The sequence below is a fragment of the Halopseudomonas yangmingensis genome (assembly GCF_900114825.1).
Taxonomy (GTDB): domain Bacteria; phylum Pseudomonadota; class Gammaproteobacteria; order Pseudomonadales; family Pseudomonadaceae; genus Halopseudomonas; species Halopseudomonas yangmingensis.
The window spans coordinates 1-13726 of sequence record NZ_FOUI01000025.1 but is presented as its reverse complement, the minus strand read 5'-3'; the positions used below and the strand labels follow the sequence as shown (position 1 = coordinate 13726).

Sequence of the window (13726 nt, the reverse complement as noted above, 5' to 3'; positions counted from 1 at the left end):
CAAGGCGAGCATCCGCGCCAAGGTGGAACACCCGTTCCATGTGATCAAGAATCTGTTTGGCCACCGCAAGGTACGCTACCGGGGCATGGAGAAGAATCAGGCCCAGCTGTTCAGTCTGTTTGCGCTGGCCAATCTGGTATTGGCAAAGCGGTGTTATGCAACGACTGATGGGGTTATTGCGTCTTGAACCCCTGTAATGGGGTGAAAACAGGCCAAAATGGCCGGAATTGAAGGCGATTTTTGGGGCATTGTCGCCAAGAACAGGCTGGTTGCATCAAAAACTCAGTTGATCGGCGCGGGTGATGCGCAAATCTGATTTGATCAGCGTTTCCCTAGGGTATTCGTTATTGGCATGATGACACTGGTCGATAACCAGATCCCGGCCCGACCTGCATAGAGGAGTTGTCGCTCTACTCTCGAAGCCGAGAAGCTGTGACCAGAAGTTCAACCAACCGAGAAGCTGTGACCAAAGCTGTGACCAAAACCCTGAATCAGAGCCCAGAAAGAGCAAAGGCCCGCATCACTGCAAGCCTAAGTCATTGATCTATATGGTGCCGGCACCAGGAGTCGAACCCGGGACCTACTGATTACAAGGGATTTTCGATACTGTTTCAGTAATTGACTCACAGTATCAAATTAGATATTTTTCCATTATTATCAATAGGTTATCGTTACAATCCGTTTCACGGCGTTTCAATCTGTTCAGAATTTGCCGTCGGAAACGGTACCTGAAACGGTACCCAAACCGGACACCACCATGGCCATCATTCGAGCTGAATCGCTACGCGCCCTGTGCATTGGGCAAACGCTCACAGAGTCCGTACCTGGTAGAGGAAACGGCGCAATACTTTTCGAGCGCGTTCCGAGCGGCCTGATCACAGCCACTTACCGCTACAGCGATCTCGGCAAACGCAAGAAATTTCGGATCGGTATATATCGCGAAAAAAATCGCGATGACGGACTAACTCTGAACGAAATCAGGGAGCGCGTCATTCAGCTGGCTAAAACCGCAAAAACACATGGCGACTTATCACAATACTATGAAGGCATAAAGAGAAAGCAAGAGCTTCTAATTCTTGAAGAAAAAAGAGCTCAGGAGCTCCTTGCTGCGCGAGGAACAATTAGCGACCTTTTTGAAGACTATCTAAACGATCGCTTAGATAAAGCTGAATCAATCGATGAAATGAAACGGATTTATAAAAAACTCTTAGAAAACAATCCAGAAATTCTTAACATATATGCGGCAGAAGCCGAACCATGGCACATAAAGCAACTTATAACGCCTATTTACAATCGCGGGGCAAAGATTATGGCGGAGCGGACCAGGAGATTCATCTCTGCCGCCTTCAACTATGGAATAAAATCAGAAAACTACATTGGCCGCCCCTGCAGCAAATCATACAACATTTCCAGCAATCCAGCCGTAGCAATCACAATCGACCGAGTTGAGCGAAAAATCAAACGCGCCCTTTCCGAAGAGGAACTAAGCAAACTATGGCACACGTTAGAACTTACAGACAGGGTAGGCCCGATCATTACAATGCTAATCAAATTTATTATAGCAACCGGAGGTCAAAGAGTGACGCCCATCATCAACTCAGAATGGCCTTCATACGATCTTGAAAACAAAATAGCTCACTTGCACCATAGCAAAGGTAGAGGTGGTGCAACTAACAAGCGGGACCACCCAGTACCGCTGAACGTATATGCAACTGAAATAATGAACGAAATGTATAGAATAAATGGAGGAATGAAAAGGCCATGGACCACAAGAAACAACAGCACACCAATATCACTTTCCAGCTTAAAAAATGCCATTAACCGTTGGCTTCAATCAGAGCACGCTTTCATTGGTGACAAGAGAATTGAACCATTCACCGCCAGAGATCTTCGGCGAACATGCACTCAGCTAATGGCAAAATACGGCATCGACGACAGAAGTTCAGATGAAATACAAGCACATGGTATTGGAGGTATAGTCAACGATCACTATAGAAACAACCCCATGATGACATTACCGCGACGAAAGAAAACAATGGTCCAATGGCAAGAGATATTAGAAAGAGTTATTTTGGTTTAACTTTTAAGAAGATACAGCCCAGAGATGCTCATAAAAACATTTATTCAAAACCTTAAAAGACCAAGTTCCAAAAACCCACCTGCACAAAAACATTAACAATACACCCAACATAAAATTGAGCGAAACACTTTCCCTTAGCGCAAAACCACGACAGAAAAGGGTTGCTACAAAATGACCAGCGCACTGATCCAGTTAACTTTTTCCTTACCCTCCTGCCTGAGCGCGCGGGAACATCAATGACAAACTCAACGTACTGATTTAAAACACTTTTTCCTTACCCCCCCCCCTCATTTTCCTTACCTCCCCCTGCCGATTTTCCTTACCCCCCCAACTGAGCGTGCGAAAACATCAAGGAAAACCGCAACGCATTGATTTAACAAGCTTTTTCCTTACCCCCCTCATTTTCCTTACCTCCCCCTGCCGATTTTCCTTACCCCCCCCCAACTGAGCGTGCGAAAACATCAAGGAAAAACGCAACGCTTTGATTTAACACACTTTTTCCTTACCCCCCCTCATTTTCCTTACCTCCCTCTGCCGATTTTCCTTACCCCCCCCCAACTGAGCGTGCGAAAACATCAAGGAAAAACGCAACACATTGATTTAAAACACTTTTTCCTTACCCCCCCCCTCATTTTCCTTACCTCCCCAAAACAGCCTAATGCCTTATTCAGAGCCACCCCCATCTCTGATAACAGTAAGGTATTCAGAGATGCACATTTTCCCCAAACACTGATTTTCGGGTCGCGTAGGCGCAAAACCTGACCATGCCCCGCGCTGAGGCTTGGGTTAGCGGTAGAGGTGATAGTCTGGATATGTGATTTGGGTTCTGGCCCATGACAACAGTTCAAGCGGAAACTGAGGGGAAATATGTTTGGTGTATTTTTCGAGATCAATCTGATACTAGCTGCTGGAATTGTAAGCGGCCTGGCTGCATACGGGCTATCTAGGAATCTTCTGATTGAAGCTGCGGGTAAATTGCGGCGCTGCAAGTCAGACATACTTGAGGTTCGCCGGCTAATCAATGTGAAGCGGAATAAATCCTGTGATTCTGCTGCAACGAATGTTGCTTATGGAGCCGAGGGGTCAGACGAATGCCCTCGCTGACGTACATTTTAAGTTTTCTGCCGAATGCTCTGCTGCATCATGTAGTTGCGTTGTGCTGGGTAGTTGCGGCGATTGGTATATTGTATGTACTTGCATCGGTTGCAGAGAAGCTGACTGGTATTGCGCTGAGGGTAACATTGTGGCTGTGCGCTGTTGGCGATTTGGCTGATGGTGTTTGTGTTGTGTCTACAGAGAAACGGGACGGTGCTGATGGAGTTTAGGGGCTTGGGTTCAGAGAAATACTTTCCGCCGATAATCCCCAACGGTGAGATTCATGGATACGCGCCTGGTCAGCAGCGGAGAAACTTTCTTCACTTGATGACGGTTCGTGATGATGGTTTGGAGCTTGCTGGTGTATTTATATCTTGGTTATCGGTAGACGGAGTTTCGATGGACGACAGTTGTGTTGTGATTCACTCGACGAGTTACCGGAACGGAGGTTTTTCGTTTGATCTTGGCGGTATGCTTTACCGGGAGGACTGGGCTGATGATTTTTGTGAGTATGTTCATGGTTATCCGGTTGTGTACGCGCTGATGAATCGGATCACGTTTGAATTACAGCGGCTTGATACTGAGCTTGATGTGTTTTGATTGTATTGTTCACGGGTCGCGTAGGCGTAGATAGTTTGGTTGTTGTGGCTGGTCTGCGCTTGCTCAGGTGTAGCTGTGTGTTTGTATCTGCTGTGAGTAGCGGAGCAATTGCTTTTGAATGTTTGAAGGCTGAGGTGTTGCGATTTCTTGCAATGCTGGGCTCCGTGTTGTTCGGCTGACGGGTTCCTGTGTTGTCTTGCTGGATTTTCTGGCGGTGGATTTGTTTGTTGTTTTGGTCGAAGGCGTACTGTCGCTCGGTTACAATTGGGGCGAGTTTATTTCTTTGGTATCGCCAGTCTTCTCGTCGGCTTAGACGTTGGTAGAACGCGGCTCGAAGTTGTTGGCTGCTGATTTATTTTCGCTGGTGCGCTTGGTGGTTTTGTTGGTCTGGATGTTGAGAGTTGTTTTGCGGATCTTACTTCCGTCGCGCTGGCTGTTCTCCACAGGATCTGTGGGCTGATCTGTGGATAAGATTGCGTTTGTGCTGTTGGTGTTGACGCGGGCCGTGCTGATTGTTTTTTGATCGGTTCTGTTTCGAGGAGAGTGGAGATGTCACGACCCTCTATAATCGCGCACACGCAGCGATCACCGACGACCCTATGGGTAGGCAAAGGATGTGCCCTCAAAACGCCGTCACGAGCAAATCTGAGCCGATTCCAAGCACCTTCAAGGTCACGCCTGGGCGCACATTTCCATTTTCCGCCACGTCATGCCTTTTTGGGGGCGATAGAGATAGCGGACAAAATCGAACGATGTCGCCCTCAGAGAGCGGTTCAGTGCGCCGGAATCGCCAGGCTATTGGGATTTCTCCAGGGCGCGGATAATCAAGAGAGATTTCACCGCTGGAGGGCTTCAATGGGGTCGTCTCAGAAAACGGAAAATAAAGCACGCTAAGCGTGCGTGGAGGCTGGCACCCAGCGGTACAGCGTCGGAATGGACACGCCGAGGTTCTTGGCCACGTCCTTGGGCGGCACCCCGCTGGCCAGCAGCTTCTTGGCCGACTCGATCTTGCTGTCGGTCATCTTCGGCTTGCGGCCGCCTTTGCGGCCGAGCTGCTTGGCGACTTCCAGCCCGGCGCGGGTGCGCTCGACGGTCAGCTCGCGCTCCATTTCGGCAAGGCTCGCCATGACGTGGAAGAAGAACCGCCCGGATGGTGTGCCGGTGTCGATGGAGTCGGTGAGGCTCCTGAACTGGACACCGTGCTTGTGCAGCTCGCCGACCAGATCGACCAGTTGCTTGACCGACCGGCCCAGCCGGTCGAGCTTCCAGACGACCAAAGTATCGCCTTCGCGCAGCATTTCGAGCGTCTTGGCCAAGCCAGGCCGGTCTGCCCGCGTGCCACTCACCTTGTCCTCGAAGACCTTTTTACATCCGGCCTTGCTCAAGGCTTCGCGTTGCAGCTCCAGGTTCTGATCCTGCGTCGAGACGCGCGCATAGCCAATCAACATGGCTTGTCTCGCGCCCGGTCGATGCGTTCCTGCATCGCCTGCATCACTTCTTCGTGGGTGTACGATCTGGCGTTGGCGTCGGTGGCTTGCCGCAGGGCTTCCTCAACCTCGCGCGTCATCCGCTCGTAATCCTCCGGCCACAGCGCTTGCTCCATGCGCAGCGACGCCTGACCCAGCAGGTGCAGCAGGCTGAACAGCCGCATGTCGTTGGTGGCGACGATGCGCTCCCGAATCTGCTCCTGAATAGCTTCGCTAGCCCGATGCGCTTGTGGTGTGGCAGTCCCCTCGTAGTCAGCGGGGAATTCCGCTTCCTCGGCAATCCTTGCCCAGGCGCTGGCCAGCGCCTCGATGGTTGACGTGCTCATTTCCGCCGCTCCTGTGCTCTTTGGCGAATCAACCGGCCAAGGGGCCTCGACGCGAAAACCAGCAGCATCACGCCTATCGGATACCAGGTCGAGAAGACCACCAAGGCATCGAAGGCTGGCCGTCCGGTGTTGGTAGGCAGTACGGCGGTCACAGCCATCAACCCGCCGACCGTCCAGATGATGCGCCACACGTAGGGCATCACGCGGGGCACGTAGCCGTCATCGAAAGCGGTCTGGTAGTAGCGGCGCAGGCCGCGCTCGGCAAGCGCCTGGCGCTGCCGCTCCGACAGCGCATCCGTCCGGCCATACCAGCGCCGGAATGGTGGACAGCGCAGCAGCAAAGGGGTGAAGAGGATCATCACCGCCACGATCGCGACACCCCACGCCATGACGGCGCCGGCATCGGGCCGCTTGGCGTTCTCGATCACGGGCGCGAAGACGCCCGGAGCACCGATCATCCAGAACAGCGCAATGTGCTGATGGAAGGAGAGCTTCATTTGCTCATCCACTTGCGCAGCAGGCGCTTTTTCAGGGAGGCGCGTTCTTGCGGGTTGCGTCCCTTGTGATTGGCGATGCGATCCGCCGTGGCGGCCTGGCGCTTGACGGGCCAGTAGGAGCGGCCATCCTTGCCCATCGACCAGACGCTGCTGGCCTGGTTTTCCAGCAGGGGCAGATGGGCGCTCAGGGCTTCGGGCGACGCGCTGGTCAGCGCCGTGCGCTCACGGGTGCGCCAGCGCTGATGCCAGAGCTTCTTGTCCTCGCGCTCGCTGCCGCAGGTCGTGTGCCCGACGATGGGTGTTTTGCGGCGGCTGCGGCTCATAACGTAGTGGTCTCCAAGAACATTCAGGACTGATCCCAGGCGTCGATGGTCAAGACCTGATCGGCAGGACAGGCGGCTACGCGGTCGGGAACTGGATGGTGTTCAGTCTCATGCCGACCCCATTCGATTGATCGCGTCGCTTGCGGCACGCTGCGACGCAAGGAGGTTTGCGACCTGGTTTAGCAGCCGTGTCCGCTGCATGTCTGTTACCTATCTCCCCGACCGCTCATTGGACCAACTCCAGAGATTGGGCTCTATCGCTCAGCCAATACGAAACCGGCATTGGCTGATGCCACAACCGAGACGAACACAAATGGCTCGGTACCTGTATTTCGCGCCCCGTGCACTTGGCCCGGTCTTGCCACGGCTATCTCACCTTCCCTGAGGGCACGAACAATCCCATTGCCCTGAAAGTAATCAGCCATTCCCGACAAAACAGTCCACGTGTCTTGGCCGTGAGGATGAATGTGAGCCGCAATTTCCTGCCCGGGATGGACATGCCAAACCACGATAATTGAGTCTCGGGTTTCAAGCACAACGGAACGAATAGGCTCGCCTTCGGACGGCTGAACATACTCGGCTACAGAAAATATTCTCGATTCAACAGTCATCGGAGATCCCTCTTTCACAGTGCCCCCAGACAGGCTGGATATGAGTTCTAACTCGAATTTGAACGGGAGGCTGGTCGTGCGGTCGTGCAGTTGCCGATGAGCGTGTCGGCTGCTGCCTCCTTGCCCACCAGCGAACTCACGTCCGTTGCGGCCATCCAGAAGGTCTTGCCCGAGCGCGGCTCATAGGTCGCGGGATCGAACACGCCAGAGGGGCCGAACATCGGCGGCTTGATTGGTCATGGCTCCATGCCTTTGTCGTTACGGTCTTCATCGTCGGCATCCTGACGCACGGCGGGCAATTGCTGGAGCAACGCCGGCAGCCATTCCTGTACCGTCTCCCACACCACATCGAGGTTGATGTCGAAATAGCCGTGAGCCATGCGATTACGCATATTGCGCATGCTGCGCCACGGCACGTCGGCATGCGCCTGGGTGAACTCGACGTAGCCATCCATCACCTTTGTGGCCGCCTCGCCGATGACGATCAGGCTCATGATGACGGCCTGCTGGGTGCGCTTGTCGGCCAAGAAGTCGTCCTTGGCCATCCCTTCCACGAAGCTGCGCGCATCGGTTGCGGCCTGCTGAATGTGGTCGAGGTAATCGGGCAGGCGGTTCTCGCTCATATCGGTTGCGCCTCCGCGAGCACCTTGGCCCGGAACTTCGGCGGCAGGTCGCCGGGAGTCAGCAGATCGACGTCAACGCCGAGCAGCGATTTCAGTTCTTCTTCCAAATCGCCCAAGTCCAACAACGTGGCACCGGGCAGCGCATCGACCAACAGGTCGAGGTCGCTGCCATCCCGGTCGGTGCCATGCAGCACCGAGCCGAAGACGCGCGGGTTCGCGGCGCGAAAGCGGCCTACCGCTTCACGCACTGCGCTTCGCTTCATGTCAAGCACAACAGACGGTCGCATGGGCATCCTTTCTTATCGAAACTCGTTGAGATGATATGCAATCAAGAATAGAATTTCAAGAACTATTTTCGAGAATCGCAATGCCTTGATTCCCGTGCCGCGCCGGTTGCCTTGGCGGGCTTGTCACAAACCTACGTTTTCAAGAAGAAGGAAACCGCATGCCCCGCCGTTCGATCCTCTCCGCCGCCGAGCGCGAAAGCCTGCTGGCGTTGCCGGACACCAAGGATGAGTTGATCCGTCACTACACGTTCAGCGAAAGCGACCTCTCCATCATCCGGCAGCGGCGCGGCCCGGCCAATCGGCTGGGCTTCGCGGTGCAGCTCTGCTACCTGCGCTTTCCCGGCGTCATCCTTGGCGCTGATGAGCCACCGTTCCCGCCATTGCTGAGACTGGTCGCCAACCAGCTCAAGGTCGGCATCGAAAGCTGGGACGAGTACGGGCAGCGTGAGCAGACCCGACGCGAGCACCTGGTCGAGCTGCAAACGGTGTTCGGCTTCCAGCCGTTCACGATTGGCCACTACCGGCAGGCTGTCCAGTTGCTGACCGAGCTGGCCATGCAAACCGACAAGGGCATCGTGCTGGCCAGAGCCTTGATCGAGCACCTGCGGCGGCAGTCGGTCATTGTGCCCGCCCTCAACGCCGTCGAGCGGGCGAGCGCCGAAGCGATTACCCGCGCCAACCGGCGTCTCTACGACGCCTTGGCTGAGCCGCTGACGGACGTGCATCGCCGTCGCCTCGACGATCTGCTCAAGCGCCGCGACAACGGCAAGACGACGTGGCTGGCCTGGCTGCGGCAATCCCCGGTCAAACCGAACTCGCGGCACATGCTGGAACACATCGAACGCCTCAAGGCGTGGCAGGCGCTCGACCTGCCCTCCGGCATCGAGCGGCTGGTTCACCAGAACCGGCTGCTCAAGATCGCCCGCGAGGGCGGCCAGATGACGCCCGCCGACCTGGCGAAGTTCGAGCCGCAGCGGCGTTACGCGACCCTGGTGGCGCTCGCCATCGAGGGCATGGCCACCGTCACCGACGAAATCATCGACCTGCATGACCGCATCCTGGGCAAGCTGTTCAATGCCGCCAAGAACAAGCATCAGCAGCAGTTCCAGGCATCCGGCAAGGCGATCAATGCCAAGGTGCGGCTGTTCGGGCGCATCGGCCAGGCGCTGATCGAGGCCAAGCAAGCGGGCCGCGATCCGTTCGCCGCCATCGAGGCCGTCATGTCCTGGGATGCTTTCGCCGAGAGCGTCACCGAAGCGCAGCGGCTCGCGCAACCCGAGGACTTCGATTTCCTGCACCGCATCGGCGAGAGCTACGCCACGCTGCGCCGCTACGCGCCGGAATTTCTCGACGTGCTCAAGTTGCGGGCCGCGCCCGCCGCCAAGGACGTACTCGACGCCATCGAGGTGCTGCGCAGCATGAACAGCGACAACGCCCGCAAGGTGCCCACCGACGCGCCGACCGAGTTCATCAAGCCGCGCTGGCAGAAGCTGGTGATGACCGACACCGGCATCGACCGGCGCTACTACGAACTGTGCGCGCTGTCGGAGCTGAAGAACGCGCTGCGCTCCGGCGACATCTGGGTGCAAGGCTCGCGCCAGTTCAAGGACTTCGAGGACTACCTGGTGCCGCCCGCGAAATTCGCCAGCCTCAAGCAGGCCAGCGAATTGCCGCTGGCCGTGGCCACCGATTGCGACCAGTACCTGCATGACCGGCTGACGCTGCTGGAAACGCAGCTCGCCACCGTCAACCGCATGGCGCTGGCCAACGAGCTGCCGGACGCCATCATCACGGAGTCGGGCCTGAAGATCACGCCGCTCGATGCGGCGGTGCCCGATACCGCACAGGCCCTGATCGACCAGACGGCGATGATCCTACCGCACGTCAAGATCACCGAATTGCTGCTGGAGGTAGACGAATGGACGGGCTTCACCCGGCACTTCGCCCACCTGAAGTCAGGCGACCTGGCCAAGGACAAAAACCTGTTGCTGACCACGATCCTCGCCGACGCGATCAACCTGGGCCTGACCAAGATGGCGGAATCGTGCCCCGGCACGACCTACGCCAAGCTGGCCTGGCTGCAAGCCTGGCACATCCGCGACGAAACCTACGGGGCGGCACTGGCCGAGCTGGTCAACGCGCAGTTCCGACATCCCTTCGCCGAGCATTGGGGCGACGGCACCACGTCATCGTCGGACGGCCAGAACTTCCGCACCGGCAGCAAGGCCGAGAGCACCGGCCACATCAATCCGAAATACGGCAGCAGCCCAGGGCGGACGTTCTACACCCATATCTCCGACCAGTACGCGCCGTTCCACACCAAGGTCGTGAACGTCGGCGTGCGCGACTCGACCTACGTGCTCGACGGCCTGCTGTATCACGAATCCGACCTGCGGATCGAGGAGCACTACACCGACACGGCAGGGTTCACGGACCACGTCTTCGCGTTGATGCACCTGCTGGGCTTCCGCTTCGCCCCGCGCATTCGTGACCTGGGCGACACCAAGCTCTACATCCCGAAGGGCGATGCCACCTACGAGGCGTTGAAACCGATGATCGGCGGCACGCTCAACATCAAGCACGTCCGCGCCCATTGGGATGAAATCCTGCGGATGGCCACCTCGATCAAGCAGGGCACGGCGACGGCCTCGCTGATGCTCAGGAAGCTTGGCAGCTACCCGCGCCAGAACGGCCTGGCCGTCGCCCTGCGTGAGCTGGGACGCATCGAGCGCACACTGTTCATCCTGGACTGGCTGCAAAGCGTCGAGCTGCGCCGCCGCGTGCATGCCGGGCTGAACAAAGGCGAGGCGCGCAACGCGCTGGCCCGCGCCGTGTTCTTCAACCGCCTGGGGGAAATCCGCGACCGCAGCTTCGAGCAGCAGCGCTACCGGGCCAGCGGCCTCAACCTGGTGACGGCGGCCATCGTGCTATGGAACACGGTCTATCTGGAGCGGGCCGCGAACGCCTTGCGTGGCCACGGTCAAGCCGTCGATGACGGCCTGTTGCAGTACCTGTCGCCGCTCGGCTGGGAGCACATCAACCTGACCGGCGATTACCTCTGGCGCAGCAGCGCCAAGATCGGCGCGGGCAAGTTCAGGCCGCTACGGCCGCTGCAACCGGCTTAGCGTGCTTTATTTTCCGTTTTCTGAGACGACCCCTCAATGCACAACACGCTTACTGCAAACACTTTGCTTGAGATGATCGACGCCTCGATTACGGGTGGCCGCCTGTCTGCGTTATCGCGCCTGGATATTTTGCCTGCTGACAGTGAGCGGGTTCGGGTTGTATTTGCCTTTCGTGGTCAAGGGCTGGTCGCGTCGCGTGGTCTTGTCGTTGTCACTGAGGTTTTTGGCTGCGACGCTGAAGCGATAGTTTTTGTGCTGGAGGTGTTCCGTGTTTTGGTTTCGCGTGGCGTTGCTCGTCCGTCTGAGGCTGCTTCTTGGCGGCGAGATATGATGGTTTGTATCTGAGGGCATTCGGTTTCCGAAGGTCACGAAATACAGCGCAAGCAATTGATTTATAAAGGGTTGCTCGGGAAACCCTCTCTGGCTTATCCGCTACAAGGGCTATGCCCCAAATTAACCCGGCGCAATTGCAATACCTATCGTTGTGTACCGAGCTGGGCCTGATCTCATTTGACTGTCATTTGACTGTCCCGCCCTTAGCTGCGGGTCAATCAGGGTAAAGACCCCGCTTTAGGTGCTTTCCGGGGTCATCTCAGAAAACGGAAAATAAAGTACGTTAAGCCGACGGCATAACAAGCCGCGAAGGCATGCCGCGCTTGGCCCACAAAGGAAAAGGCTTCTCGCAAACGAAGGTCTGCGAGAAGCCTTGCTGAGAAGTCGGCCGCTTCTAGCGCCGACGTGGCCGGGATGTTCTCAAAAACCGTTCTCGCTTGAAGTCGTGCAGAACGGCGAGTTTCGAGAATCAAGCGTGCAGCGTCTTGAGCGCCACATCCGGCGCAGCAAGCACGATCTTGAGCAAGGCGGCAGCGGGGCCGGTCGGGTTGCGGCGATGCTGTTCCCAGTTTTGCAGCGTCTTGATGCTGACCTGCATCAACTGGGCAAATTCGCTTTGTGACAGCCCGATTTGCTCACGTACCGCCTTCGCGTCCGGCGTCGTTACCTTGATCCGGCGCGAGGCGGGCGCTTCCCCGCGAGCAATCGCCTTGGCTTCTTTCAGGCTTTGCACCAGGTCATCAAACAATGCTTGTTCCATCTCATAGCTCCTTCACAAATTCGCGCAGGAAGGCGGTTTCCCGGTCGGTCAGATCGTCCTTCTTCGACTTCGGGTAGATCAGCAGCATGTAAATCTGCCCATCGTCCCGGAGCCAGTAGTAGATCACTCGAACCCCGCCGCTCTTGCCGCGCCCAGGCAGCGCGTGGCGCAGCTTACGGATTCCACCGCCACCCTTGATGATGTCGCCCCGTTCCGGGTTCTCCACCAAGACATTCTGGAGGCCCGCGTACTCATCATCTGTCAGTAGCGCGGCAAGCAGGCGGGTGAATGTTGGGGTTTCGATGAATTCCGTGCTCTGCATTCTATACGCCAATGGCGGATAGTGCAACGGCTATGACAAATCCTTAGCGTGCGATTTTTCCGTTTTCTGAGACGACCCCTTTCCGGCGTGCCGCTCATTTGCCGGTCATTTGACTGAAGAGGTCAGCAGCGCTGGGGAATCCGCTAAAACCTTGTAGATTCAAGGTGTTGGAATTAACGCTCATTTGACTGAACAACGCATGCTAGACGAATAAGCCGAGCCGTTAGACATTCAGCAGGTTCTCAGCCAGCTCTGCTCAGGGCTGTGATGTCAGGCAAATCAATGGGTTAGTAGTTGTTCAGGTGGGTGACGACGAATGTCTAGACCCCTCTGGCTGACCCCGTTGCTCGGGCAACCCCCCCCTGTGTGCCGGCGTAGTTATAGGCATAAAAAAACCCGCGCATTGGCAGGTCTTGGTGCTCACGGAGGAGCTATCTAGGCCTAGACGTGAACAGATCACCTGTCATACCCAAATTTCAGCCCAGCCGAGGCATTCTTTGTTCTCAAGTCACTGCGCTGAAATGGATTTGCTTTGACCTCATTGCCGGCTGGGACTTGGTCGCACCGGAGCTCTACCCTCCTATCTGTGCATTAATTTTTAGGCATTGCTGGCAAGCACAAAGCCAAAATAGCAATGCCTTTTGAGTGCACCTAAAATACGCACCCCGACCACCAACGCGCCAGAACTCCATGGTATATTCACGACATTTCCAGAATTTCAAGAATATTCGACTACGTTAGCAGGAATATGCTGCCATACGAACAGTTCCGTTATTACCCTAATCAGCCTGTAAAGCACTACGGAGATTTGCAATGAAGGTAATCAAGGCGGTAAAGCTGGCGATGGTTGGACTGACATTGGTCGGAATGGTCGGGTGTGCGGCACCAGGAAGCGGCCTGAAGCGACCTGACAATCTCACACTGATTGATCCTGCGACCACTGCATATTCCGGCCCATCGTGACCGCCCATTCCGTTTGAACGTGACCGCCTGTTCCGGACTAACGTGACCGCTCATTCCGTTTTATCGTGACCGATTTTGGGGGATTTCCCGGAATCACCGGTCACGATGCCGGAATCGTCGGTCACGTTCCCCCGGAATCACTGCCAACACACTGGAATTCTTCAACTTAATCGCGCATACCGCTTCCTTTTTCCACGAGGAAGAGCGGATGCCGGCTGCGAGGATTTCCATGCGACAGATCACCGAGGTCTTGCGCCTCAAATACGAAGCCGGTCTCAGTCACGAGCGCATTGC

Annotated in this window: 15 protein-coding genes; 6 read left to right on the top strand and 9 right to left on the bottom strand. The window is 56.2% G+C overall.

Features of this window, described 5'->3' with window-relative positions; translation table 11 throughout:
• The 3 genes from BMZ23_RS14365 to BMZ23_RS14355 form a co-directional block, all read left to right on the top strand.
• A partial coding sequence (locus tag BMZ23_RS14365) for a transposase (protein WP_143069612.1) occupies positions 1-187 on the top strand: 187 nt, incomplete at its 5' end.
• A 570-nt stretch (positions 188-757) separates the two neighbouring features.
• The gene (locus BMZ23_RS14360) at positions 758-2080 is read left to right on the top strand and encodes a tyrosine-type recombinase/integrase (protein WP_093478924.1); all 1323 of its coding nucleotides are present in this window, start codon (positions 758-760) and stop codon (positions 2078-2080) included.
• Positions 2081-3409: 1329 nt separating this feature from the next.
• A complete protein-coding gene (locus BMZ23_RS14355; RefSeq protein ID WP_143069611.1) occupies positions 3410-3775 on the top strand; it encodes a hypothetical protein in 366 nt (121 codons plus the stop codon).
• An 890-nt stretch (positions 3776-4665) separates the two neighbouring features.
• Here the strand turns inward: BMZ23_RS14355 and BMZ23_RS14350 are convergent.
• From BMZ23_RS14350 to BMZ23_RS14320, 7 genes are all read right to left on the bottom strand, one after another.
• Positions 4666-5223: a recombinase family protein gene (locus BMZ23_RS14350; RefSeq protein WP_004118524.1), complete on the bottom strand. Its 558-nt coding sequence runs from the start codon at positions 5221-5223 to the stop codon at positions 4666-4668.
• A complete protein-coding gene (locus BMZ23_RS14345; RefSeq protein WP_003100853.1) occupies positions 5217-5588 on the bottom strand; it encodes a hypothetical protein in 372 nt (123 codons plus the stop codon). The genes BMZ23_RS14350 and BMZ23_RS14345 overlap by 7 nt, the downstream gene beginning before the upstream one ends.
• The gene (locus BMZ23_RS14340) at positions 5585-6085 is read right to left on the bottom strand and encodes a hypothetical protein (protein WP_003100856.1); all 501 of its coding nucleotides are present in this window, start codon (positions 6083-6085) and stop codon (positions 5585-5587) included. The genes BMZ23_RS14345 and BMZ23_RS14340 overlap by 4 nt, the downstream gene beginning before the upstream one ends.
• The gene (locus BMZ23_RS14335) at positions 6082-6408 is read right to left on the bottom strand and encodes a hypothetical protein (RefSeq protein WP_003100858.1); all 327 of its coding nucleotides are present in this window, start codon (positions 6406-6408) and stop codon (positions 6082-6084) included. The genes BMZ23_RS14340 and BMZ23_RS14335 overlap by 4 nt, the downstream gene beginning before the upstream one ends.
• 254 nt (positions 6409-6662) lie before the next feature.
• On the bottom strand, positions 6663-7019 hold the full coding sequence (locus BMZ23_RS14330) for a cupin domain-containing protein (RefSeq protein ID WP_003465043.1): 357 nt from the start codon (positions 7017-7019) through the stop codon (positions 6663-6665).
• 236 nt (positions 7020-7255) lie between these two features.
• Complete coding sequence (locus tag BMZ23_RS14325) at positions 7256-7642, bottom strand: HepT-like ribonuclease domain-containing protein (RefSeq protein WP_003100872.1); 387 nt, start codon at positions 7640-7642, stop codon at positions 7256-7258.
• Entirely contained in the window at positions 7639-7905 is a 267-nt protein-coding gene (locus tag BMZ23_RS14320; protein ID WP_016487057.1) for a nucleotidyltransferase family protein, read from the bottom strand. The genes BMZ23_RS14325 and BMZ23_RS14320 overlap by 4 nt, the downstream gene beginning before the upstream one ends.
• 182 nt (positions 7906-8087) lie before the next feature.
• Here BMZ23_RS14320 and BMZ23_RS14315 point away from each other — a divergent pair, with 182 nt between their 5' ends.
• Positions 8088-11054, top strand: a complete 2967-nt coding sequence (locus BMZ23_RS14315; protein WP_003100881.1) for a Tn3-like element ISPa38 family transposase — start codon at positions 8088-8090, stop codon at positions 11052-11054.
• Positions 11055-11090: 36 nt separating this feature from the next.
• A complete protein-coding gene (locus tag BMZ23_RS14880) occupies positions 11091-11399 on the top strand; it encodes a hypothetical protein (protein WP_143069610.1) in 309 nt (102 codons plus the stop codon).
• A 457-nt stretch (positions 11400-11856) separates the two neighbouring features.
• Here BMZ23_RS14880 and nadS read toward each other — a convergent pair whose 3' ends face one another.
• On the bottom strand, positions 11857-12147 hold the full coding sequence (gene nadS / locus BMZ23_RS14310; RefSeq protein ID WP_093478918.1) for a NadS family protein: 291 nt from the start codon (positions 12145-12147) through the stop codon (positions 11857-11859).
• A 1-nt stretch (position 12148) separates the two neighbouring features.
• Positions 12149-12469, bottom strand: coding sequence for a type II toxin-antitoxin system RelE/ParE family toxin (locus BMZ23_RS14305; protein WP_093478915.1), 321 nt, complete (start codon positions 12467-12469; stop codon positions 12149-12151).
• Between the two features lie 813 nt (positions 12470-13282).
• On the opposite strand from BMZ23_RS14305, the gene BMZ23_RS15005 reads away from it, so the two are divergent.
• On the top strand, positions 13283-13432 hold the full coding sequence (locus BMZ23_RS15005; RefSeq protein ID WP_177197300.1) for a hypothetical protein: 150 nt from the start codon (positions 13283-13285) through the stop codon (positions 13430-13432).
• Positions 13433-13726 lie beyond the last annotated feature (294 nt).